The sequence below is a fragment of the Chryseobacterium sp. c4a genome (assembly GCF_009900745.1).
Classification (GTDB): Bacteria; Bacteroidota; Bacteroidia; order Flavobacteriales; family Weeksellaceae; genus Chryseobacterium.
In genome coordinates this window covers 41620-66562 of the sequence record NZ_WXVU01000007.1, presented here as the reverse complement: position 1 = coordinate 66562, position 24943 = coordinate 41620, and the positions used below count along the sequence as shown (strand labels likewise).

The 24943-nt window shown below is 36.7% G+C and carries 15 protein-coding genes and 1 riboswitch; of the genes, 1 reads left to right on the top strand and 14 read right to left on the bottom strand.

Annotated features, from left to right (window positions below; genetic code table 11):
- Positions 1-122: 122 nt before the first annotated feature.
- The 6 genes from GTR01_RS11285 to GTR01_RS11260 all read right to left on the bottom strand — a co-directional run bounded on the left by GTR01_RS11285 (position 123) and on the right by GTR01_RS11260 (position 7104).
- Positions 123-2678, bottom strand: coding sequence for a T9SS-dependent M36 family metallopeptidase (locus GTR01_RS11285; RefSeq protein ID WP_160137948.1), 2556 nt, complete (start codon positions 2676-2678; stop codon positions 123-125).
- A gap of 369 nt (positions 2679-3047) precedes the next feature.
- Complete coding sequence (locus GTR01_RS11280) at positions 3048-3572, bottom strand: tetratricopeptide repeat protein (RefSeq protein ID WP_160137947.1); 525 nt, start codon at positions 3570-3572, stop codon at positions 3048-3050.
- A complete protein-coding gene (gene prfH / locus GTR01_RS11275; protein ID WP_160137946.1) occupies positions 3559-4257 on the bottom strand; it encodes a peptide chain release factor H in 699 nt (232 codons plus the stop codon). Before prfH ends, GTR01_RS11280 begins: the two co-directional genes overlap by 14 nt.
- A 2-nt stretch (positions 4258-4259) precedes the next feature.
- The gene (locus GTR01_RS11270) at positions 4260-4805 is read right to left on the bottom strand and encodes a hypothetical protein (protein ID WP_160137945.1); all 546 of its coding nucleotides are present in this window, start codon (positions 4803-4805) and stop codon (positions 4260-4262) included.
- Between the two features lie 146 nt (positions 4806-4951).
- Positions 4952-6343: an RtcB family protein gene (locus GTR01_RS11265; protein ID WP_160137944.1), complete on the bottom strand. Its 1392-nt coding sequence runs from the start codon at positions 6341-6343 to the stop codon at positions 4952-4954.
- An 11-nt stretch (positions 6344-6354) separates the two neighbouring features.
- On the bottom strand, positions 6355-7104 hold the full coding sequence (locus GTR01_RS11260) for a hypothetical protein (RefSeq protein WP_160137943.1): 750 nt from the start codon (positions 7102-7104) through the stop codon (positions 6355-6357).
- A 437-nt stretch (positions 7105-7541) separates the two neighbouring features.
- Here GTR01_RS11260 and GTR01_RS11255 point away from each other — a divergent pair, with 437 nt between their 5' ends.
- On the top strand, positions 7542-8384 hold the full coding sequence (locus tag GTR01_RS11255) for a hypothetical protein (protein WP_160137942.1): 843 nt from the start codon (positions 7542-7544) through the stop codon (positions 8382-8384).
- A gap of 55 nt (positions 8385-8439) precedes the next feature.
- On the opposite strand, the gene scpA is transcribed toward GTR01_RS11255, so the two are convergent.
- The 8 genes from scpA to GTR01_RS11215 all read right to left on the bottom strand — a co-directional run bounded on the left by scpA (position 8440) and on the right by GTR01_RS11215 (position 24942).
- Positions 8440-10569: a methylmalonyl-CoA mutase gene (scpA, locus tag GTR01_RS11250; RefSeq protein WP_160137941.1), complete on the bottom strand. Its 2130-nt coding sequence runs from the start codon at positions 10567-10569 to the stop codon at positions 8440-8442.
- Between the two features lie 137 nt (positions 10570-10706).
- Positions 10707-13718, bottom strand: a complete 3012-nt coding sequence (locus GTR01_RS11245) for a reprolysin-like metallopeptidase (RefSeq protein WP_160137940.1) — start codon at positions 13716-13718, stop codon at positions 10707-10709.
- 138 nt (positions 13719-13856) lie between these two features.
- Positions 13857-15959: a prolyl oligopeptidase family serine peptidase gene (locus GTR01_RS11240; protein ID WP_160137939.1), complete on the bottom strand. Its 2103-nt coding sequence runs from the start codon at positions 15957-15959 to the stop codon at positions 13857-13859.
- A 106-nt stretch (positions 15960-16065) separates the two neighbouring features.
- Positions 16066-16731 (bottom strand): hypothetical protein, encoded by a 666-nt coding sequence (locus GTR01_RS11235; protein ID WP_160137938.1) that lies wholly within the window; start codon positions 16729-16731, stop codon positions 16066-16068.
- A gap of 88 nt (positions 16732-16819) precedes the next feature.
- On the bottom strand, positions 16820-17905 hold the full coding sequence (gene prfA, locus GTR01_RS11230; protein WP_160137937.1) for a peptide chain release factor 1: 1086 nt from the start codon (positions 17903-17905) through the stop codon (positions 16820-16822).
- 148 nt (positions 17906-18053) lie between these two features.
- Positions 18054-19352: an APC family permease gene (locus tag GTR01_RS11225; protein ID WP_160137936.1), complete on the bottom strand. Its 1299-nt coding sequence runs from the start codon at positions 19350-19352 to the stop codon at positions 18054-18056.
- Between the two features lie 7 nt (positions 19353-19359).
- A complete protein-coding gene (locus GTR01_RS11220; RefSeq protein WP_160137935.1) occupies positions 19360-21813 on the bottom strand; it encodes a TonB-dependent receptor plug domain-containing protein in 2454 nt (817 codons plus the stop codon).
- Positions 21814-21909: 96 nt separating this feature from the next.
- Positions 21910-22015, bottom strand: a riboswitch (SAM riboswitch).
- A gap of 92 nt (positions 22016-22107) precedes the next feature.
- A complete protein-coding gene (locus GTR01_RS11215; RefSeq protein WP_160137934.1) occupies positions 22108-24942 on the bottom strand; it encodes an alpha-amylase family glycosyl hydrolase in 2835 nt (944 codons plus the stop codon).
- Between the last annotated feature and the right edge of the window lies 1 nt (position 24943).

Genomic DNA, 24943 nt, shown 5'->3' with positions numbered 1-24943 from the left:
GTATCCTGACAATAGAATTTGAAAATTATTTAAATCAAAAGTCTTCATTTGTATAGAATTTCATAAAAAAGACTGCTTCATAAGTTATGAAACAGTCTTTTTTATATTGAGTAAGCAAGTAATTATCTTACAATCAGTTTTTCAACTTGGGATTTTTCTCCCTGCTGAATGTGAACCATATACACTCCTTTGGTAAATCCTTTTGTAGAAACCGCTTTTCTGGAAGCTGCTTCTCTAGAGTCGGAGAATATTAGTTTACCAGACATATCAAACATCTTGATGCGTACTTCTTTTGAAGATTTGTCTATATTTCCGACAAAGAATTCATCATACGTAGGATTAGGGAATACAATAAATTTAGTATTTTCTGCTTTTACATCCTGAGTGGCTAGTGAAGCATTACATTCCTGAGGTATTGTAAAGTCTTCTACCTGATCATTTGCTAATACTTTATTTCCGGCAGAAGCATTCACCCCCAGACCTCTTTTGGCAAAAGCTTTCCAAATCATGCATTTGTCAGCTCCTCCATTTCCTAAAAGATCTGCCTGAAGAATGGCATTTCTTCCATCTATAAATGTAGGACTACAAGGTTGGAGTTTTAATCCATCAACTACAATTTGTAAGGCTTTTGCATTTCCTGAGGTTGTACTTGCCAATACATCGCTATTATATCCATATTTTTCAATATACTTCCAGGTAAGATCCCATAACATCGTAGCCCAAATAAAGCCTATGGAGTGCGAACCAGTAACCGCATTTGTTTTTCCATAGGTATAGCTATTTACTCCAAAATCAGGAGAATATTTAGCAGGTCTGATTCCTACCCCTGTGATAGGCTCTCCTTTTGTATAGGTTCCCATTCCTCTTGCCAGTGCAGAAGTATCTCCAGGGTTTGTAGTCAGCATTAATGCAAAATAATCAGACCAGCCTTCACCCATCTGCTCTGCTGTGTTAGCTACGGAAAGACAGCTGTATCCTTGCCCTGTCAATCGATTTGAAATACCATGTCCATACTCGTGGGCAATAATTCCGTTATCAAAACTAGAGTGTTTGAATCCACTATAATCGAAATTTAATGTTGCATTTACTGTAGTTCCTGCATTGATCTGATCTACCATAAACATTCCTTCTGTTTTTCCAATATTGATAGAAGGAATCGTTACCTGAGTTCCAACAGCTCCTGCTCCCATACTTACGGGAGTATCAGAAGATGGTCTGTAAACAATAACTCCTATAGCTCCGGCATTTTGGGCATTTAAAACTTTAAGCCCATATTCACAACCGGTACTGGTCATAATGGCGATTTTATTCGTAAGACTTCCTGCTGCAGGTGCAGTACAAGCATCTGCTGGTACAGAAATAGCAAGCTCTCCTGTTACCGGCCCTCCAAAAATAGGCCCAAATGAAGCTCCTCCAGTCAATACTTTAGGCCTGTTAACCAATGCCGCAGGAGCATTATATTGATATCTTACAATAGGATCTGCACTTGTTTGTGCTCTGTCATAAAGGTACATCTGCATTCTTGGTGCCGCAAGATAAACCGTATCATTGATCACTGTTTCATATCCTGAACTGAAATTGGCATTGTTTAAACCGCTTCCATCAAAAGCCTCAGCTCTTACTGCATCACCTCCAAGGCCTCCAAGGCCAAAATTGTTAGTTTGAAAATTTCTTGCAGACTCTGTAAATCCAAATTTATAGAATATATCATGCATCTTATTATTCAGGTAAAACAGATTGGTAACGGCTGCATCTCTATAAGTAAAAGGATCATCATATCTCCCATCTGCGAAAGGGAAATTAAAATTCAATGTACTTCCACCGTCAGGAGAATATCCCGGAATATTGGCATTATCCTGGTCTGAATAAGCATGTACGTTATTTCCTCTTGTAATGGTGTAGCTATTCGTTCCGTCTGAATGCCAACCTTCAGGTGATACTGTTAAGTCCCATGGATTATTAACAATGGTACGCCCGCCAAAAGTAGGGGCTTCTACCGGAAGTGGAAAAATATTGTAGGAAGCATTGGTTGGAGGCAGTAAATTTACAGTCTGGGACTGTTTATTGTTGTTTCCAGATTGTTCAGTATCTGAAGCATGTGAATGTCCATTGCTTTCAAAATTACAGCTTAATGTAGTGCTATCCTTACTTAGAATATCTCCGGTACTGGCATCTGCAATGACATGCCATACCTCTGAAGAGCTTTTATCAGTAACAAATAATTCTTTTGAAAGAACATAAACTCCATTTTTATCAAAGTAAACATCCGGAAGGTAGCTCACTTCAGAAATTTTAGTAAATCCTAATTTTTGTTTCAGTAAATCCTCAGAAAATCTTTCCTGTATTTTTTTCTGATTGGCAACCACAACATTTCTACTGAAATCATTCTTTTCAGAAATGATCTGATTTTCTTTAATCACTACTTTCCCTAATGCATTGTATACTCTAAGGCCATTATAGGTTTGCTGTACGTTAACAATATTAGCTCCTAAACTTTTCGAGGAGTCTTCGTTCAGAATCATTATTCCAACCTTATCACCTGCATTATTCTTCTGTCCCAGCTTTCCACTTTTCTGATAATACTCTTGAATAAGTTTTGTAGAATTTTGAGCATTGATTTTACCAAAGGCAAAAAAAACCGCTACCGAAATCGGTACTAAAAGTAATTTTCTATTCATATTTTACATTTAAGCTATGCAATTTATACATTATTAACAAAAAATCATTACTTTAATTATTAAATAAAAGCAAATACATCAATTTGATTAAATTTATTTATTTTAAATTAATTTTATTCTATATTTTAATTGTTTTGATTTATTAATTTCACTTTATAAATTCAATAACCTTTAATATATCCCATCCAGACAATAGAAATTAAAATTTATTTAAGTTAAAAAAACTTCTCAAAATAGAATTTGACAAAAAAGGCTGCTTCATATGATAAATTTTTGTTGGCAATATGAATCACTGTTCCCCTAGTCCTATTCTCTCAAAAGCTCTATATTTCACATTTATTGCATCAACATTCCTAATAAAAAGGAGACTTATTGAGCCTCCTTCTTCTTTTTAATTACTTTTTTCTTTGGCTTTTTGGCCATTTTTGCTTTGACAAATTTTTCTCTGTCTTTCAAAAAATCAATCATACATTGGTCGTAAGCAAAAACTTTGGCTTTTTTTAAAGGTTTTAATGCCTTTTTATACTCTAGCCTGATTTCAAAAAGCAACGACTGCTGAATAAGAATCCTGCATTTATCAATTCCTTTTACCTTCATTGCGTATTCAATCAGCTTTTTCGCTTCATCCAAGTCCTCATTATCCAGAAGACATTTAATATAATACTGTGGAACATTCAGGTTACCCATATTATATTGCATTGCTTCTTCAAAATAGAGTTTGGCCTGTTCATAATCTGTAAGGATCTCACTATAAATTCTTCCCATCAGGCAAAGGCTGTCTGCATCTTCTGGATCATAAGACAAGGCATAATTCAATGCCTCCAGGCAATTAGGAAGGCTATATGGATAATTGTCCAGAGCTTCAAAATAATATTTACTTTTAGTTAAGGTCATTTCTGTAGTTTTTTAATTCATTTTTCAAGGCATTCCGTTGTTTTTTGAATGACTTGTTTTCATAATTCTTTTTAAAATCGGTACCGGAAAATGAACGAACCGGGTTTCCCCGCTGCACCTGAAGATGAGTATTCCAGGTTTCTTTCATTTTCTTTTCAAGCTGCTGGAGATATACTGACAATACTTTCTCTTTTAGTCTGACAATAGACAGCTTTTTATTCTCCAGCTGGGATCGTGAGTCCTGGACAAATACGGACTCTCCACTAGGAATATGGGTAGCACGAACTGCAGTATTAACCTTATTCACATTTTGCCCACCGCTTCCCTGGCTTCTGGTTGTCTGAAATCTGATATCTTTTTCATTGAAGCCAGCCTTTTCCAGATTTTCCAATTCAAAAACACCGATAAACCAATTGCTCCTTTTATGCAGTTTTCTGAACGCACTCTTTCCTGTCCAGCAAATACTTCCCACCCAGCTTTTCAAAAATTCTGCTATTTCTTTTCCTTTTAAAAGAAGGGTAATGGATTTTAAGGTCAAATTTTCATCCCCATTTTCACGGTGGATGATCTCATATTCTATTTTATTTTGTGTTGCTTCTTCCAAAAGGATTTTCAATACCTTGGCAACTACCCACTGGCATTCTAAAGGCCCTCTTCCGGAAGTGATTTGTATTAATTTTTCCATTGTTATTTTGGCATTTTGCTTAATAAGGGATTTCCGACAGGATCTATTCCCTTTTGTAATAATTCTTTTGCAGCCATTACTGCCCAGCATTTATCGCTGGAATGAATATTTCTGTAGAATGATAGTAAAACATCAGGCTTCACTACTGTAAATCCATGTACGTCTACAGTATCAAGATCATTTCTTTCAAAGAAATCAATAGTAATTCTGTGAGGCTTTTTGTTTTCTAATTCTACTATTTTTTCATATCGTCTAAAGTTTTCCTGGCTGGGTAAATGATCATATCGTGTCCAGACTTTTTGAAAATCTTCCTGTTGCAGGAGCATCACAACTTCTGCTACATTTTCTTTCTTTACAAACACATCGATATCTTTGTGATCATGAGCATGCTTGTATTCTGTATGTCCTTCTTCTGACATGAAATGCCATGCCCATCCACCGGATATTATGATTTTATTCTTTAATTTTTCTAAAATTTCGAGCCCTAACCTGATTCTGAATTCAGGCCAGAGTTCTCCATATCTTTTTATATTATGAGGTGCTCCCATTTTTTTGTTTTTTAGTTAACTACCTGTTGACGACTTATTGTTACCTCTGTTTTATTAAACCTTATAGGCCTTAAAGACCCATAAGGTTTGGTGGAGTTATCATCCATTTTCACAGAGAATGTAACGATCACAGTCCATCATTTTAGTTATTTATCCATTCTCACAATTCTTGGCTGGAATGTTCCCAGAATATCTACCAATTCACTTTGCGCATTCATTACTTCATGAATATCTTTATAAGCCATGGGTGCTTCTTCTGTATTTCCGCCCATCAGCGTAACATCTTTAAGCTTTAATTCTTTTTTGATGTCATTCTGAGTAAACAGATTTCTGCATTCTCCTCTTGAATGGGCTCTACCCGCTCCATGTGAAGCTGAATTTAGGGAATCTGGATTCCCTTTTCCGCGGACGATAAACCCTTTAGCAGTCATAGATCCGGGAATCATACCCAACTCATTTTCATTGGCTGGAGTGGCTCCTTTTCTGTGAACAATCACCTCTTTCCCATTATGAATTTCTTTCCACGCGAAGTTGTGATGGTTTTCGATTCTGGCTTTTACTCTTCCGCCTACCGCTTTTACCAGTCTTCTGTGAATATCATCATGGCAAGCTGAAGCATAATCCCCTGCCAGATTCATTGCTGTCCAATATTCCAAGCCTAAGTGTGTACATAAATCCAACCAGGCGAATTGCTGAGCTTCTTTAGGAAGTGGGCATTGTTCTACCGCCACTCTTGAGTAATACTGAGCGATTTCTGCTCCTAATCCTCTTGAGCCACTGTGTGAAAGTATTCCCAAATATTTCCCTTTTGGTAACCCGATTTGTTCATCTTCTTCAGTGATTTCCACTTCTCCAAATTCTACAAAGTGGTTTCCGCCTCCAGAAGACCCCATCTGTTTGATAGCTTTTCCTTTTAATCTTCTAAGGATCGGAATCAAATCAAACGTATCTCTGTCGAAGATTTCATGATCGATATGAGATTTATGAGTCTCATACATTCCAAATTTGGTGTATTCAGCAAGAGCTTTTTCATACTTATCTCTTGCCCCGTTCAGATATGAAACGGGTGTATCCAAAATACTAAGGCTCATTCTACAGCCAATATCCATTCCTACCCCGTAAGGAATTACCGCATTTTCTACAGCTAAAACGCCTCCAATCGGAAGTCCGTAACCGCTGTGAGCATCAGGCATTAATGCACCCTGAACAGAAATGGGAAGCTTCAGCGCAGTGTACAACTGGCTCTTCGCTTCTTCTGAAATATTATTTCCGAAGATTTCAAAAGCTGCACGCTGTGAATTCAGCATCCTTTTTTCTGTTTTTTTAGATGAAAGCAAGGCTTCTGCAATCTGTCCGAAGGTTAAATCTTTTTCGAATTGTTCCGGATGAATTAGAATTTCCTTTAAAAGAGATTTTACATAATGGATATTTTTAGTTGCAAAATTTCTCTTCATCACTTCCAAGGCTACATTAACGCTTTGATTGTTTGGATAGCCCAGTTTTAATATATCTTTTCCTTTTAGTTTTAAATTTCCCATTGTTTTTGTTTTTAAATAAAGGACACGTCGTCCAAAAAACTTTCTGCAATCTCTGTTGCAGACATTGTGCAGGTAATGTATTTCCTGCTTTTGATAAGATCAGCAGCTTCTGTTCTGGTATCCCATGAGTACGATTTACCATAAATTGTTTTATGGATAATTCCCGCCACTTTATGCTGTTCCAAATATGCATCCAGTTCTGCCTGTTCTTTTTCCAGTTCTACATCTATAGGCTTTTGGTGTGTGATCATATGTGGTCTCGTCCTCAGAGTAAACCTCCACGGCTCAGTAAATTCGTAGTAAGTTTCATTGTATTTCCGGAAGGGACAATATTCTTCCTTTTTCAGGAAATATTGTCTTTCTCTTGGAGTAAGCCCAAATTTTGGGCTGATCCAGGAGCATAAAGAAACACGACTGAGTTTTTGCTCTCTTTCTACATATAGCCTTCGTCCAAATTTTCTTTTCTTTTTTAAAAACTGACGACTTTCAGAATACATATAAGTATTGATTTTCTTCAAAAGGCCTTCAAAGAACTCTCCATCATTACTCCGCATAACATCATCCCTTACAACAAAGAATCTTACAAATCCTAATTGATAGGGAGTTTCCAGCGGAATCAATGGAATGTTTTTTCTTATATGCCAGACTTCCTTACTACGTTTATACTTTTTTCTAATCTGTTTTTCTACATCTTTTTTTATTGTTCTTTTTCTGCTTCTCAGACTTCTCAGCCGACAAGACAGAAGGTTATCATTTTCCATGTAAGACACAAGATATCAGGATACAAAATCCAAAATATAGGATTTGCACTTAATCTATTTGCTTGATCAACTAATGTTTTAGTTGATTGAATTAATAATGATGAGCAAGTATAGTTTTGAGGGTAAACCTCAGCCTATTTTGCTCTTAAAAACACTTAAAAAATTTCGGGGAAACGTGAGTTTGAGATATTGCGCAATAAAAAACCCGAAATCTTTACGACTTCGGGTTTTGATATTGTATTGTACTATTATTCTAAGAATGTACCAAACCGCGAAGCCTTACCACCATAAGGGGTAATCCAACTGTAGAATTCTGATTAGTTCTGAACATTGCTTCGTTGTTTTTAATTGGTTAAACTTGATTTTCAGGTGCAAATATAGAATTATTTTTTTAATCATCAATTATTTAAATCTTATTTTTGTGAAAAAAGAGTTTTATGCATAAAGTTTTATTGGCCTTACTTCCAATGCTTTTTATAGGTTGTAAGAAAGAAGAATCCGTAAAAAAGGAAGTGGTAAAAGTATCAGAAAAAAGCTGTTTCTCTACGAATTTCATGGAAAAAATTCTTGATTTGGAGGAAATAAAAGATCAGGCAAAGTTTCTGGATTCACAAACCCAAGGAAAGGGTAAAATCGGCTTTCTTGTAGACAGTACAAAAGTAAATAACGGCTGGGATTATTCAATTTCCGTAGGTTATAATGGGCCAGACCGCTTTGAAACGTATCACATTTTCCATGCTTCAAGTAGTCAGTGTGCTGCTTTGGAAATTTTAGAGCCTGTCTCCGGGGAATACATTTCTCTTGAAAAATGGAGAAAAAGCAAAGACGAACCCGCTCAGATAGAATCTCTTTTAAAGCAAGGTATTTACAGCTTACCTATTGAAAGTCTTCCTCAGGTAGATGTAAAGTTTATAGAAACTGATTTTGCTTTGGAAGGTTCCCAACAGTACAGCTGTGGAGAGCCAACATTCCGATATTTTCCTTTAACGAAATATAAAAACATTGAATTGATTCTTGTCCCTATGGATTGCGGAGATTTTGATTACCGTTACTATCTGCTTACTGTATTGAATAACAGTATTGTTGGAGAAGCCTATGTAGAAGGCATTTGGTTTGATCCCGGAAAAGATGATAAGAAAGAAGAGTTCAGCAGCTATGAAATCAATAAAGCAGGGAAAATTACTGTAACAACAGATCATAAGATTGACGGAAATTCTCAAAAAATAACTAAAGTGCTCTATCAGATTATGGATGATGGTAAAATCGTTCAGAAAAAATAAAAATAAAGGCTGTTTCAATATATGAAACAGCCTTGTTTATTATTGAACAGAAGGATTATTCGGTAGATTGAGCCAATAATCTTTCTAAAATTTCTACAGCACATTTCGGAAGATTGGTTCCGGGGCCAAAAATAAAGTCAGCACCATTAGCATAAAGGAATTCATAATCCTGCTGTGGAATTACTCCTCCTACAACAATGGCCACATCATCTGCACCTAGTTTTTTCAATTCTCCTACGACCTGAGGTACTAATGTTTTGTGTCCTGCAGCCAATGAGGATACTCCCAGGATATGAATATCATTTTCTACAGCCTGTTTCGCAACCTCTTCCGGTGTTTGGAACAATGGAGCTACATCGACATCAAATCCCATATCGGCAAATGCTGTTGCTACCACTTTCGCTCCTCTATCGTGCCCATCCTGCCCCATTTTAGCCACCATAATTCTTGGGCGACGACCTTCTTCCTCTTCAAACTTTTGAGTCAGATTAAGGGCTTTTTCAAAATATTCGTTTTTTCCGGCATTCATAGCGTATACTCCAGATATTGTTTTAATATTTGCTTTATATCTTCCGAAGGTTTCTTCCATAGCATCACTCATTTCGCCAAGAGTCACTCTTCTTCTTGCCGCTTCTATACAAAGGGCCAGCAGATTTCCTTTTCCTGTTTTTGCACTTTCTCGGATTTCATTAAGGATTTCCGTTACGGCATCTGTATTTCTTTCTGCTTTGATGCTATTTAAACGTTCAATTTGCTTTCTGCGAACTTCGGTATTATCAATATCAAGAATCTCTATTGCATCTTGCTTTAATGATGATTTAAATGAGTTTACTCCAATAATAAATTCTTCCCCACTATCGATCTTAGCTTGCTTTTTAGCAGCGGCTTCTTCAATTCTCATTTTTGGAATACCTGCTTCAATCGCTTTTGTCATTCCTCCTTCCTGCTCTACTTCATCAATATACCTCATCGCCTCTTCAATCATTTGCTGGGTAAGGCTTTCTACAAGGTTACTTCCTCCCATTGGATCTACAACATCACAAATTCCGCTTTCCTGTTGAAGAATGATCTGTGTATTTCTTGCAATTTTAGCTGAATAATCAGTAGGAAGAGCAATAGCTTCATCCAATGCATTTGTATGGAGAGATTGTGTTCCTCCTAATGCAGAGGATAATGCTTCAATGGCTGTTCTTGTGATATTATTGAAAGGCTCCTGTTCCGTTAATGACCATCCTGAAGTCTGTGAGTGGGTTCTTAAAGCTAAAGATTTTGGATTCTGGGGATTAAACTGCTTTAAAAGAGTTGCCCAGATATATCTTGCGGCACGCATTTTCGCAATTTCCATGAAGTGATTCATTCCGATTGCCCAGAAGAATGATAATCTTGGAGCGAAATCATCTACATTCATTCCTGCCTTGATTCCCGTTCTTACATATTCCAGGCCGTCTGCAAGGGTATAAGCCATTTCCAGTACCGGAGTAGCTCCTGCTTCCTGCATGTGGTACCCTGAAATGGAGATAGAGTTGAATTTCGGAATGTTTTGTGAAGTATATTCAAAAATATCAGCAATGATCTTCATGGATGGAGCGGGTGGATAGATATAGGTATTTCTTACCATAAACTCTTTCAGAATATCGTTTTGAATGGTTCCTGAAAGCAATTCTTGTTGTACGCCCTGCTCTTCTGCTGCTACAATATAGAAAGACAGAATTGGCAGCACAGCTCCATTCATTGTCATGGAAACGGAAATCTGGTCTAATGGGATTTCATTAAACAGGATCTTCATATCCTCTACTGAATCGATGGCTACTCCCGCTTTTCCTACGTCTCCTACTACTCTTGCGTGATCAGAATCATACCCTCTGTGGGTAGCAAGGTCAAAGGCTACGGAAAGTCCTTTCTGTCCTGCTGCAAGATTTCTTCTGTAAAAGGCATTGGATTCTTCGGCTGTAGAGAATCCGGCATACTGACGGATCGTCCATGGCTTTTGAACATACATGGTGGAATACGGGCCTCTCAGGTAAGGTTCAATTCCCGGAGAAGTCTGTGTTAATGCTTCATCTTTTACATCCTTTTTTTCATAGGATGATTTAAGTTCCAACCCGTCTTTTTCAAAGTTGTAAATTTCTCTTTCCTGAGGTAATACATTAAAATCGGGCTTTTTCACAGAAATTGTTTTTCGCATTCCAATAATTTTTGTCCCCGTAAAGTTAATTTTTTTGAGCGAAACACGAAACTTCTGTTAACATTCAGTTTTTGTGAATTTTATCAAACGAAAAAGGCCGGGCAATGCCCGGCCTTTAATCAATTTATTTACTCTTATTATTTTTTAATAAGCTTAGTATTGTAAGTGTTTTTATCATCTTTGATAGTCACTACATACATTCCTTTGATTAATGAAGCTACGTTAATTCTTTGTCCGTCAATCTGACCTTCCTGAACTAATCTTCCGTCAGCAGAGTAGATTTTGTAATCTGCTTTACCTTTAAGGTTTTTAACCTCTACGAAAGTATCTGCAGGGTTAGGATAAAGAGAAACTTCTGAAGATGCTTTTGTACCTTTTGTTTCATCTGTTCCTAATGTTCCTGTAATTTTTACAGAAAAATCCATAATTCCACCACCACCACTAGTAATTTCACCACATGGAGCTGTATCTAAAGTAGGAGTTCCATACTTAGTGATAACCCTCATTCTTAAAAGCTTATCTCCAGCATAGGTTACTGCCGGAACTATAAAGTTTCTTGGCCCAAACGTAACACTTCCTGCAGGAACTCCTCCACTCACAGAAATTACTCTTTCACTTGGATATTCAAATATTCCATTTCTGTTATAATCAATCCACACAGAAAGGTTAAGAGGAACATTACTATTACTATATGACTGAAGTACAACAGGTGTCAGATCATATGAAGTACCCTGAACTAAATTGATGATTTTATCAGGATCTTCTGATAAATCTTTATAAGATCTTAAAGTAGGATCATCATAAACAATATTAGATACTGTTACTTTTCTAATCGCCCCTACGTATGATGTTCCAGAATTTATTAGACAGTAATCAATACCTGTTTTTAATCCCTTCGTTTTAAAGGTATAATTATTAGAGGGTGCACCAGGAACACTGTTTGTAACTGCTGCAACCTGCACTTCATAATTTGTTTCATCTTCAAGTCCGGTTAAAACTACAGAGTTTACCGGGCTCGTCACATTTGTCCAGTTTGAGGCAGTCAATTTTCTGTAATTAACAGAGTAAGTAGCTCCAGGTACACTATTCCAGGATACCCTCGCTGTCGTTTTGAAAACTTCACTATCTATAACTGAAACACCTGTTGGAGCAGCCGTTGTAGACGTAGGTGCATCAGCAACCGTAATTTGAGGAGAAACAGCATAGAAAACATTTCCAATTGCTGATATTCTTAGCTTAATTGGCGCAGTAATAGTAGCTGGCATCTGACCTGTATAAATACCTGTATTTGGTGTAGAAGCTACAAGATCCGTCCAGGTAGCACCATTATCAGAGGTATAATCTATCTTTACATTTGGTGAGTTATAAGGTGCGTTATTTGTATTGGCAACTTCCCACTGAATGGTATTATTTGCATTTTTATACAATATTGAAGAAGATGTCAGGCCATTAAACTTGAAAGGCCCGTCATTTCCTACTGTAGTATTAACTTCTTCAGTAGACAACATTGGTCTTTGTGCATTCTCATCTCTTACTGTTATAGCATGTTTCAATACTCTTGGAATATAAGACACTGTCTCCCACTTTGTTTTGTCTGTCAATTTTCCACTCATAACAATAGAGAAACTAGGAAAATATCTTCTTCCGCTTGTAGTACCAAAATAAGATCTTGTCAATGCTCCTTGTGGGTTATATCCCCATCCACTATCTCCAGAAATTGTACCCAAATTCGTTACACTATCATTCTGTTCCCATGTATATTTTATAGGATCGCCTTGGGCATCTGTTGCTGAAGCATCAAGATAAAATGCTGTTCCTTTAGGAATCGTATAAGCTGTAAGCGCTGAAATTACAGGCGGAGTATTCACAGCTGAAGTAATATCTTCTGAAGTACCACAGTTTGGTTTTCCTTCCAGACTTGTAAGAATCTGATCTATAGATTTAAAATGGAAATAGGCATCTGACACCATAGCTACATTATCATCAGTAATCCCTGCATAGCCCATGATGGTAGTCCCTCCTCCCGGTTCTACATTGGCACCAGATCCTTCAGATTTATTTGAGAATGTATGATTTCCTCCCAGCTGATGCCCCATTTCGTGGGCTACATAATCTATATCAAAAGAATCCCCCATTGGGTTTGTACTTTGGGTAAAGGCAGATCCTTTTGCCAAAGAATTGTTATTTGCAGGATCAACACACGTGGATCCAATAGACCCTGCATTTCCATTTCCTCCTGCGGCATGGAATACATGCCCCATATCATAATTGGCATTTCCCACATTCTGAGTCAGCATTCGCTGAAGCTGAAGATTGAATGATGGATCTGTCTGAACTGCCGGAGGAGTATAGAAATCTGTAGCAGGATCGGTATAAATGATATTGGGAAGATCCTGAATAATTACCTTAATACCAAAATCTTTCTGGAAGACACCATTTACTCGGTTTATCGTAGCATTCATTTGTGCCACGGTATTGGCAGTTCCACCATTAGGATCAAACTTTTTAGTATACTCACCTGTAACTGCTAAAGCGAGCCTGTAAGTTCTGAATTTTGTACTGGAGGGTCTGTTAGTAATCCCTGCATTAATATTGGAAAGATTTTTTTTCCCGTTAGCCTCTAATGATTTTATATCCTTAAAGTTTTTCTCTTCCGTAGTACATTCGAAACCATGGTCACTTCCTGTTCTTTTCGTCTTATAGAAAACGCCATACACCTGCTTATCTGTAGTGATAGGCTCTATAAACTGGAATTTGCCATCCTTAATGATCATAGACTGCATTTCCGTTGGAGAGGTACTGAATCTTAAATATTTAGAAGGATCATCTACACCAACTCCCATATAAGATCCCAGCTGATATCTGTCTGCCATAGATTTTTCCATAACAGGATCACTGTATACCGCAAATTTTTCAATTTTTCCTTCTGCTGTAGGCAGAGAAACAATGACTGCCTGAGCACCTTTTCCTGTTTCTACAGCTCCTTTCAAAGTATTCCTAAGAGATTGTAAATCTATTCTATAAGAATACTGAACCTCAACTTCTTTTCTGATTTCAGATGTCTTTTGTGAGGCGGGTGTCCACCTCTGTGCATTAAAGCTAGACAGCCCTGCTGCCAATGCACAAACTAGTAAAATTCTTTTTTTCATAATTACTTAATCAATCTAAGATTAATAAACTTTAAATATCCGCGATAAAAATAAGAATTATAAACATAATTATATATAAAAAAAACGACTAACTTTTAATAAAATTAGCCGTTTTTTAAATATTTTATTTTTTAATTACTATTTCTTTATTCCCATCTCATATAAAGCAAATGATATCAAATCTGCATTTTCACCAATCACCTGATCTGTCGATCTTCCGGCACCGTGACCTGCATTCTTCTCAATTCTTAATAAAATAGGATTCTTACAAGCCTGCTTTTCCTGAAGCTCTGCTCCAAACTTGAAAGAGTGAGCTGGAACTACCCTGTCATCATGATCACTAGTAATAATCATGGTAGACGGATAACACGTTTTTGCTTTTACGTTGTGTACAGGTGAATATGATTTCAAATACTCAAACATTTCTTTGTTGTCTTCTGCTGTTCCGTAGTCATAAGCCCAACCAGCACCTGCTGTAAATTTGTTGTACCTTAACATATCCAATACTCCAACTCCAGGGAATGCTACTCTTGCCAAGTCAGGACGTAAAGTCATGGTTGCTCCTACCAATAAACCTCCGTTTGATCTTCCGGAAAGTGCCATATATTCTTTTGAAGTATACCCTTTGCTTTGCAGATATTCTCCTGCTGCAATAAAGTCTTCAAATACGTTTCTTTTCTGCATCTTTGTTCCGGCATCGTGCCATTTCTTACCGTATTCACCTCCTCCGCGAATGTTTGGCACAGCATAGATACCTCCATTTTCCATCCAGATCGCATTCACTACTGAGAAAGATGGCTGTAAACTGATATTGAATCCACCGTAAGAGTACAAAATAGTAGGGTTTTTACCATCAAGCTTAGTTCCCTTCTTGTAATTAATCATCATCGGTACTTTTGTTCCATCCTTAGAAGTATAGAATACTTGCTCAGAAACATAATCATCCGGGTTGAATTTCACTTTTGGCTTTTGATACACTTCGGATTTCCCAGAATCTACATTGTATTTGTAAGTCGTTCCAGGAGTAATATAGTTGCTAAAAGAGTAATAAATATCTTTCTCTTTTTCTTTACCTCCAAAACCTGAAATATTTCCTTTTCCAGGAAGAGTAATTTCTCGGATCAGTTTTCCGGTTTTATCATATTGTTTTACCTGATCTATCGCATCCACCATATAAGTTGCGAAGAAATATCCGCCCCCTGAAGAAATTCCCAGTACATTTTCCGTTTGTGGAATGACATCTTTCCATGTTTCCGGAGCAGGGTTAGCGATTGTTGTTTTTACAAGACGCATATTCGGAGCATCTTTATCTGTAGAAATGAAAAGATCATCACCCTGAGTATCTACGATGTGAGCATTGATATCAAATCCTTTATTGATTTGAACAAAGTCACCTCCTTTTTTCAGGTCTTTAATAAACAATTCATTTCCATTGGTTGCATTAGCTGCTGAGATGATTAAATATCTCTGATCATCAGAAACACTAGCTCCCAGATATCTTCTTGGAGTTTTTTCTCCACCAAAGATCAGCTTATCTTCAGACTGCTTTGTTCCCAGCTTATGAAAATAAACTTTATGCTTATCTGTCATTCCGGAAAGAACAGTTCCTTCCTTCGGTTTATCATAGCTTGAATAATAGAATCCTTCATCGCCCTGCCATGAAATTCCACTGAATTTTACATCTACTAAGGTTTCATCGATCTGTTTTTTGGTAACAGCATCAATGATAATGATCTTATTCCAGTCACTTCCGCCTTCTGAAATAGAATAGGCTGCAAGATTTCCTTTTTTATTGAAAGAAAGATTTGATAGTGAAGTAGTTCCTTTTTCTGAGAATTTATTTGGATCTAAAAATACTTCTGTCGCTTTGGTTTTATTATTGGTTCTGTATAATACAGATTGTGCCTGCAACCCATCATTCTTTGAATAATAAGTGTAATCTCCTTCTTTGAAAGGTGCTGAGATTTTTTCATAATTCCAGATATCTTTCAACTGGTTTTTGATTTTATCTCTGAAAGGAATTTTTGAAAGATAATTCTGGCTATATGCTACTTCTTCATCTACCCATTTTTTAGTGGCATCAGAATCATTTTCAAGATCTCTGTACGGATCTGAAACTGCAGTTCCAAAATAAGTATCGGTTTGAGCACCCTTTAATGCTTTTGGATAATTCATTGTTTGAGAGTAAAAAGATGCTGAAAACAGAACTCCAGCCGTTAATAACATAGGTTTAAAATTCATACTGAACAGTTTTTATCAAAAATACATAAAGTATGTGAAATAAAAAAAGTCTCAAAAAATTGAGACTTTTAATTATTTAATGAGCTATTAATCAATTATCCTTCAATTAAAAGCTGTCAAAATAGAAATCGGTAAGGTTGGTAACAATCTGATCCGGGCTTCCGTTCCAATAGTATATTTTGCCTCCTTCTTTCAGTTCATACAGACTAAAGTTCTGCTCTGTAGTTACTGTTTTATCTGCATTTTTAAAATCTTCTACTATCTGAATTAAATATTTTTTTAACTCTTCAGCCTTTACTTTCTTCGTGTCACCTTTGGGGCCATGCGTTAATTTTGAAGGCAGCTGAAAACTTACGGTATAACTTATTTCTGCAATTTTTTCTCCTTCAAGATATTCATTTGGAATAACTTTTACATTGTTAACGGTTACTTTTGCTTTTTTAAAATTCCCGATCATTGCCATGTAATAGTCTTCCGCTTCTTTTTTACATGCTGAAGCCGTAGCTTTAGAAAAAGCAGAAAGGAAATTCTCTACACTGCTGTTGATCATTTCCTGCGAAGACTTTTTGAAATTGATCTGGTAAGCATCCTGTCCTTCTACTGTAGGTCTTAAATAATCATTAAGCTTATTTAAAGCTGCTTCATCGTTATTTACTAAAGTCTGAAAGTAAAGCTCAAAGACTTCTTTTGGTTTCTTTACCTCTGTTTGTGCAGAAACATATTGCCCCACCATGGTAAGCAATAGCAAAAAAATAATTTTGTAGTTTTTCATAGTTTATAATTTATAATTTGAATAATTGTTCTGGTTAAAAGAAAAGCCCCTGAAAAAATCAGAGGCTTTTTTATATTTTTTGAAACTCTTAGTAGTTTTCTTCTTCTCCCTTCATTTTTTCTGCGTTCTCAGCCATAATTACGGCATCAATCATTTCAGCAATATCTCCATTCATGTAAGCATCCAGATTATACATTGATTTGTTGATTCTGTGATCTGTTACTCTTCCCTGTGGATAGTTGTACGTTTTGATCTTTGCAGAACGGTCACCTGTAGAAACCATAGATTTACGTTGTGCAGCAATATCTCCCTGTACTTTCTGTAATTCGATATCGTATAGCTTTGTTCTTAGCATTTCCATTGCCAGCTCACGGTTTGCCAGCTGAGAACGAGCTTGTTGGCAAACTACCACTAGCCCTGAAGGCTTGTGCGTTAACTGTACTTTTGTTTCAACCTTGTTTACGTTCTGACCTCCGGCACCTCCTGAACGGGAAGTCTGCATTTCAATATCAGCAGGATTCAATTCGAAGTCTACTTCTTCTGCTTCCGGTAAAACAGCTATTGTAATGGCTGAGGTATGAACTCTACCCTGAGATTCTGTTTCCGGTACACGCTGCACACGGTGAACTCCGGATTCGAATTTCATGATTCCGTATACTCCTTCACCTTCCACCTTCATGATCAATTCCTTGTATCCTTTTGCTGCTTCATTGGAATCTGTTACTTCATGTCTCCATCCTTTTGTTTTAAAATACATGGTATACATTCTGTACACGTCTTCTACGAAGATAGCTGCTTCATCACCTCCGGTTCCGGCACGTAATTCAACGATAACGTTTTTATCATCTGCTGGATCTTTAGGAATCAAAAGAACTTTAAGCTCTTCTTCTAATCCCGGAAGTTTGGACTGTGCTTCCAGTTTTTCTTCTTTTGCAAGATCTACAAGATCTCTGTCTGAGCCATCTGCAATAATTTCGTCAGATTCTTCAATGCTGTCTAAAGCACCTTTATACTGATCGTAAACTCTTACAATTTTCCCCAAATCACTATATTCTTTGTTCAAAGAAGAATATCTTTTTTGGTCTGAAATGACATCAGGCTGTATAATAAGGTCTGCAACCTCATTATATCTTTGTTTTATAGCTTCTAATTTTGGAATTAATGATTTAGACATTGTCGAATTTTTGTGGGTGCAAAGATAAGAATTATTAATTCAAAATTAAAGTATAAATTTTTGAGCATTAGGGATCAAGGGAATAAATCTGTAAAAATATCTATTTACAAATTACCTCATCTGCTTTTTTATGCTTCCGATATTCTCTTTAAACTCCTTTGGAAAGTCTTCTGTCCACCCAATATAAAATAAGACCTACAGCTATAATTCCTAGTCCTATTAAACTTTCTTTAGGATTATGGATAAAGGTAAAGTACAGAATATAAATACTGAATAATAAGAAAACTGTCGGGAAAATATAAAAAGCATTGGACTTAAATATTTTTCTATCCTTCTTTTTAAGAAAATACACCGTTGAAATTGCTAAACTGGCAAACAACTGAAGAATAAAAGCCGTGTACACAAAGATTTCTTTAAAACTTCCTGTTAAAATAATGATTGTAGCGATGATGGCATGAGCAAAGATCGCTCTTACAGGTATTCCTTTTTTATTCCCAACAGAAAGTGGCTTCCAGATGCGGGTATCTTTTGCAAAAGCCTGCGTAAGCCTTGATCCTACCCAAAGATATCCACTGATAGTTGCAATGAGCTGTAATGCAATAAAAATATTCACAATTTTCCCAAAAGAAAGCCCCAACATATTTACCGCGGCTTCTCCCATTACATCTTCTTTTCCTGCTAATTGACTTACCGGAGCATGTTTCAGCATAATGTAGTTTACCAGAATATAGCTTACCGTCACAAAAACAGTTCCTATAATCAGTGATTTGGGAAGATTTTTCTGAACATCTTTTATTTCTCCTGCAATATAGGACGCAGAATTCCACCCGGTATAAGAATAGGTAACAAAAACCAGCGAGGTTGCAAAGGCGGGAAGCATAATTTCATTCTGCCAGCTATCACTAAAGTTTAAGCTATTTCCAATTTCCGGAGAGTCTGATAATCCAACTCCTAAAATTACCAAAACAATAATAAAAGCTATTTTAATGAAGGTGAAAAAATTATGAAACCGGCTTGAAGTTTTCAAACTGAATGACAAAGTAATAGCCACCAAAAATATGGCTGCAATCGCAAAACCATTTCCAAATGAGTAATCAAATACGGAAAGATATTTTGACATCGCTAATGCTGCTAAAGCAACAGGCGAAGAAAATCCGATAATCAAGGAGATCCAGCTTATCAGATACCCGAATAAAGGATGATAAGTTTCTTTAAGATAGATAAAATCGCCGCCATTTCCTTTAAAATGGGAGCCTAATTCTGCATAGCAAAAGGCCCCGAACAACGCGAGAATTCCACCGATTACCCATAACAGGAAAATACTGTAGGTATTGGTGATATCGGATAACTGAAATCCCAAAGTTGTAAAAATACCCGTTCCAATCATATTGGAAACGACAATAGCTGCGGCTGTTTTCCAGCCAATCTGATGTGAAACAGTACTCATTTACTCATTAAAAATTAAAATTAAGCCTTCCGAAGAAATAGCTTCCCAATGTCCCCATCTGAACCGGCGCATATTTGAATACTCCATAATACGAATTTTTATAGACCTGAAGATCCGGGAAAACATCAAATACATTATTGGCTCCTACCGTAAAGTTGATATTTTTCGTAATATCATACCCTACACTAATGTCTGTTACCACTTTAGGTGAAAACTCCTGAACCACTCCGAAAGGATAGCCGTCTCTTATCACTTTACCAAAATAAGTATTTCTGACAAGAAAATTGAATTTTCCTATTCCATAAGTCAATCCTAATGATGCTTTTGTTTTGGGTGATAAGGTTTCAATAATATTGATCTGATCCGGGCCAAAGAATTCATTTTGAGGAGTTCCCAGATTTTCAGGGAAGTGAAAATCTGTAATTTTTGTTTCGGTATAATTTCCTGCAAGGTTAATATTTAAGTTTCCTCCTGCCAGCTTCCAATCATAAGAAACTACTACATCTACACCTTTCGTTTCGGTATCAATGGCGTTTGCAAAGAATCGGCCACTTTCCACCGCATTTCCTTCTCCTACTACTTTAGGATCAGATAATCTGGAATCTGTAATATTGCTGGTAATGACAATTCTGTCTTTTACTTTAATGATATATCCATCTACCGTAATGAATAGTCCTTTGACAGGTTGTAAGGTAAATCCTGCACTTCCATTGACGGATGTTTCCTGCTTTAATTTATCAAATCCAAGAACCTGGGCGGCTTGGCTGTCATTATTAAAGATTCCTTTCCTTACAATTCCCTCTCCTGAGGTAGAAATATCTGCAAAAGAGTTATTAAAATACTGCTGCTGAAGCGATGGTGCTCTGAATCCGGTTCCGACTGCTGCTCTTACTGCATAATTTTTTATAAATTCATATCTTACCGCCAGCTTCCCGTTCAGGGTGCTTCCAAAGTCTGAGTAGTTTTCAAATCTTGCAGCAGCATCAATATTCAGTTTTTTATCTAAATCATAGGAAAGGTCAGCATATACGGCTGTTGAATGTCTGTTTTTTTTCAAAGCATTATCCGGTGAAAAACCTATAAAAGACTGTGAGCCTCCTGCTCCAATCACTGCAGAGCCTTTTGTCGCTACATTACCGTTTACATCATATTGAGTATAAGAAGCCTGATCTCCTGCTTTAATTTGGTATTGTTCAAATCTGAATTCTCCTCCAAAGGCAACATTGAAGTTCTTTATTTTTTTTGAAACATCAAGATTCACCGTATTTTGCAAAAAACTATGTGCTCCTGCATAAAAACGAGTGGGTGACTTTATTCCCAAAGATGCATTATTGGTATTGCTTACGTTATAATTGAAGGTATTATTCCCAAAGGTATTACTCAGATCAATCAGCCAGTTATTTACATTATATTTAGCACCTACAGCATAGGAAATATCATAAATCTGAGAGTTCAAAACTGCCTGAAAACCGTAAGGATAGATTTCTTTTACAATATTAGAAGTTTCATTGGGAAGTCTTCTGAAGCCATATCCTTTTCCTTCTTTAATACTGAAACCTCCAAAAGAATAGAATTTAAAGTTTTCATTCAAAGGATATTCTGAATTGAAGAACAATTGTCCCTGTCTAATCTGGGCATCTCCGATCTGGAAATTAAAATCATCTCTTGTTAATCCATACTCTTTAATTTTTGCATCATCCGCAGCTATGGCTGCTTTTATAGCTTCATCATCTCCAGCAAATTCATAGGCAAAATTATCTCCAAAAATATCCAAACCATGATTTTGAGTTCTTGTAGTTTTTCCTCTGTGGCTTAGCTGTAATGAAAGATTGATAAACCCTTCATTCTTTCCCAAAGAAGTTCCATAATTTACCCCCGCCTGGTAAGTATCACCATCATTTCTTCCGCTTAATCCATAGGTTAAACTTGCTGAAGCTCCTGCATTTTTTTTCAAAATAATATTGATAACTCCAGCGATAGCATCAGAACCATATTGTGCTGCCGCACCATCTCTTAGCACTTCTATTTTTTCAATAGCAATAACAGGAATGGTACTTAAATCTGTTCCTACAGAGCCGTTTCCTACGGTATTCTGATAGTTGACAAGAGATGTTGTGTGCCTTCTTTTTCCGTTAAGCAATACTAAAACCTGATCCGGCCCCATTCCTCTTAATGTTACAGGATCAATGTGCTCTGTTCCGTCAGATGCAGATTGTCTTACCGAATTAAATGAAGGGATCACATAATTAAGAAGATCCTGAGCTGTCATTTGTGGAGATGATCTTTGAACTTTATCGATATTGATAACATCTACAGGAACCGGTGTTTCCAGCTTTGTTCTTTTAACGTTACGGTTTCCTACGATGATAATATCTTCGATTTGTTTTCCTTTTTCCTCTTGCTCCTGAGCTGCGACCAAAATTGTCCCTAGCAGTAATACGGCGGTGCTTAATTTTTTCATCTTTGTTCTTGCCAATTAATTAATATTCTTCTGCAGGTTATTCTGCAGCTATACAAGACTTCAAGAAAATGGAATTCATATAAGAAATATTGACTTCACTTATCTCCCCCTTAGGGTTGGAATTAGCACCTTTACATTTCTGGAATCATGCAGGTTGCTAAGGTTTCATTGGGCCAAATCCCTCCACCTTTCTTGATAAATCTAGTGCAAAGGTAGACTAATTTTTCAAATCTGCAAAAAGTACCTCATTACTATGAAGAAAAAAGGACAAATCTATTGATTTGCCCTTTGTATTTATTTTACAATCATCTTTTGAATAGCCATTCCACTTTCTGATTTCAGGTGAACCAGGTAAGTTCCCGGTGGATAATTGATCTTTCGTTCAAAAATACCATTCTCTTTATCCAGTTTGAATGTATCCACCTTTTTACCACTGATATCAAAGATGGTAATTTCTCCATTTTTGGCTTTGTTAAAAATTAATTGTACAGAACCATTTTTTATCGGATTGTTTGCAACCTGAAGAGATAATTTATTAACAGCATTTACATCAGAGGTCGATAAAGCTCCGGCATAATTTCCAAAAATCCTGAACTCTCCAGGTTGTAAAGTAATCGGAGCGATTGTAGAGCTAATGTTTGAGATCGTATCATCCATCAGGTTTTTCCACTGACCAGCATAAGGGAAATAAGGCACAACATTTTGTACAGAAGTGGAATAATTCGCAAGAACTACTACATTTTTCATCCCGTTGAGAGTGCTGTCATATATATAAATCCTTGTAATCAGCCCATCAGGATCATTGGTGAGATTATTTGATTCGATGCTATAGGTCTTAGATTTAAACACCGGATTTGTATTTCTGATGTCGATAATTTTCGCCCAGGTATCATAAACAGCCTTTCTATTGACATCAGTATCATATCCTAATGTGAAAGCGATAGGTTTTTCATCTGTTCTGCATCCATTATTAATGCTCCCATCAGCACATCTGTTGATGCTGAATTCATAGCCTAATTCTCCAAACTGCCAGATCATCTTTGGGCCAGGAATAGTAAAAAATGTAGCACCGAAAGTTTTCATTCTTTCTAAAGCTGTATTCAGGTTTTTTACACTATAACTCCCGTTGACTGCTCCATAGGCCAGATTTTTAAACATCAGCCTTTCTTCATCATGGCTCTCACCATATCCTACAGCACGCATATTGATAAAACCATGAAGGCTATGATTCATGCGATCATAGCTGCTGTTTTCCTTATATCCCATTGTATTCTGATTATAAGGTTCAGTTTGTTTATTCCAAAGCATAACTCCTTTTCCTTCAGCCACTCTATAATTAGCCCATTCTTGTTCTTCAGCATCAGTTCCAAGATGTTCAAATATCATATATGAATTCGGATCAAGTGCCCATTGCCTGTCAGCATAGTTTTTCATAATATCCACTCTATCTTGTTGATAGGCATTGGTACAGTTTTCATCATTTTCAGAACAGTTCTGAGTGAACCCTTTTGTCAAATCCCAACGGAATCCGTCAATATGATATTCTGTCAACCACTGCTGAAGACACCTCTCAACGTAATATTGCGTTGAAGGACTTGTATGATTAAAATCGTTGAACACATTATAGGAATGTTTAGGAACCTGATTGAAGTAAGGATTATCCGGAGCTACATCACCGTAACCATCTCCATCAGGATCTATATTCCAAAGCCTGGCTAAAGGAGAGCGCCCGGTCGCATGATTAAAGGCTACATCCAGAATAACTGCGATTCCGTTCTGATGGCAGAGATCAACAAATTCTTTGAATTTTTCAGGAGTTCCATATGCTTTATCTAAGGCATAATGAAAAGATGTATTGTATCCCCACGAAAGATTCCCATCAAATTCCATGATGGGCAGTAATTCAATTGCATTGATCTTTAAGTTTTTTAAATAGGTAATTTTATTAATCAGAGACTGCCAGTTTTTTTCCTGTGTAAAATCTCTCAAGAGCAGCTCGTATACTATAAGATCTTCCTTAGCTGGTCTTTGAAAATTAGTCATCTGCCAATTGTAAGGAGTTTGCCCCGTTTTGAATGTTGAAACCTCAAAGTTCTGTCCCGCAGGAAACGCAGGAAGATTAGGATAAGTAGCCGCAGAGATCCATGGATCATCGTAAGGAGATAAGATCTGAGACGAATAAGGGTCTGCTACTTTTTTCATGTCATTTGTTCTGTATTGGAATGTATACAGCTGTTGTGGAGTCAATCCGTTCAATTCGATCCAGTAAAGATCCGGATTTGTGGTATCTCTTTTCATCAGATAGGTATCATTCACCACCCAATTATTAAAACTTCCGATCACATGAACAAAGTTTTTATGAGGTGCATACAGAGCGAGCCCCACCTTGGTTTGATCTGTTGGACTATAGTTTATTCCCTGTCTGATCCAGTTCGGAATAGCTTCAGAAATTACATTCCGGGGAACCTGTAGAATAAATGTTGAACTTTTGGAACTTCCACCCTCTGTTGCAATCAGTTCCATATTGGCATCTTGTGAGACCGTATAATTAAAAGAATAAGCCTGGGAAGGAACAGAAGCAGTATTCACGACTACTCCATTGGCTTTAAGTTGAAAAGTAGCATTAACATTTGTACTTGCTGTAATATTGATGGAATTTCCTGTTGGAACTGTTGTAAGACTATTCGCCGCAGGATTGGTTAAGTTTAAGTTTAAAACTCCTACATTGACAAAAATATCCGGCGAAGTCTGATGTGCTCCGGTTTTATCTTTTATTAAAAACCCAAATCTTCCGATTCCCGTTCTTCCGAAGAAAGCCGTTGGTGTTAATATTAACGAATAAGTGTCTGTTCCAGGGTTATAACTAAGTTTATTTAGGTCATTGGAATTGTTCCAGCTTCCGTGGGTAGGACAATCCTGGCTATTCTGATAGTTTGTATCAAAAGACCATGACCAGATATAAATTGAATTATTGGTGACTCCCCAAGCCGATTCATCAATCTGATTCCCAGGAATTGTTAACGTAATTGCATCCGTTTCATTAAATGGCTGGGGAGAAATCGTATAATTGATCTGCCCAAAAACCACCATTGTAATGAACATCAAAACAACAGAATAAAATTTTTTCATG

Excerpts from the sequence above, each read along its gene's own strand:
- GTR01_RS11285 (WP_160137948.1), bottom strand. The coding sequence starts at position 2,678 with ATGAATAGAAAATTACTTTTAGTACCGATTTCGGTAGCGGTTTTTTTT.
- GTR01_RS11280 (WP_160137947.1), bottom strand. The coding sequence starts at position 3,572 with ATGACCTTAACTAAAAGTAAATATTATTTTGAAGCTCTGGACAATTAT.
- prfH (WP_160137946.1), bottom strand. The coding sequence starts at position 4,257 with ATGGAAAAATTAATACAAATCACTTCCGGAAGAGGGCCTTTAGAATGC.
- GTR01_RS11270 (WP_160137945.1), bottom strand. The coding sequence starts at position 4,805 with ATGGGAGCACCTCATAATATAAAAAGATATGGAGAACTCTGGCCTGAA.
- GTR01_RS11265 (WP_160137944.1), bottom strand. The coding sequence starts at position 6,343 with ATGGGAAATTTAAAACTAAAAGGAAAAGATATATTAAAACTGGGCTAT.
- GTR01_RS11260 (WP_160137943.1), bottom strand. The coding sequence starts at position 7,104 with ATGGAAAATGATAACCTTCTGTCTTGTCGGCTGAGAAGTCTGAGAAGC.
- GTR01_RS11255 (WP_160137942.1), top strand. The coding sequence starts at position 7,542 with ATGCATAAAGTTTTATTGGCCTTACTTCCAATGCTTTTTATAGGTTGT.
- scpA (WP_160137941.1), bottom strand. The coding sequence starts at position 10,569 with ATGCGAAAAACAATTTCTGTGAAAAAGCCCGATTTTAATGTATTACCT.
- GTR01_RS11245 (WP_160137940.1), bottom strand. The coding sequence starts at position 13,718 with ATGAAAAAAAGAATTTTACTAGTTTGTGCATTGGCAGCAGGGCTGTCT.
- GTR01_RS11240 (WP_160137939.1), bottom strand. The coding sequence starts at position 15,959 with ATGAATTTTAAACCTATGTTATTAACGGCTGGAGTTCTGTTTTCAGCA.
- GTR01_RS11235 (WP_160137938.1), bottom strand. The coding sequence starts at position 16,731 with ATGAAAAACTACAAAATTATTTTTTTGCTATTGCTTACCATGGTGGGG.
- prfA (WP_160137937.1), bottom strand. The coding sequence starts at position 17,905 with ATGTCTAAATCATTAATTCCAAAATTAGAAGCTATAAAACAAAGATAT.
- GTR01_RS11225 (WP_160137936.1), bottom strand. The coding sequence starts at position 19,352 with ATGAGTACTGTTTCACATCAGATTGGCTGGAAAACAGCCGCAGCTATT.
- GTR01_RS11220 (WP_160137935.1), bottom strand. The coding sequence starts at position 21,813 with ATGAAAAAATTAAGCACCGCCGTATTACTGCTAGGGACAATTTTGGTC.
- GTR01_RS11215 (WP_160137934.1), bottom strand. The coding sequence starts at position 24,942 with ATGAAAAAATTTTATTCTGTTGTTTTGATGTTCATTACAATGGTGGTT.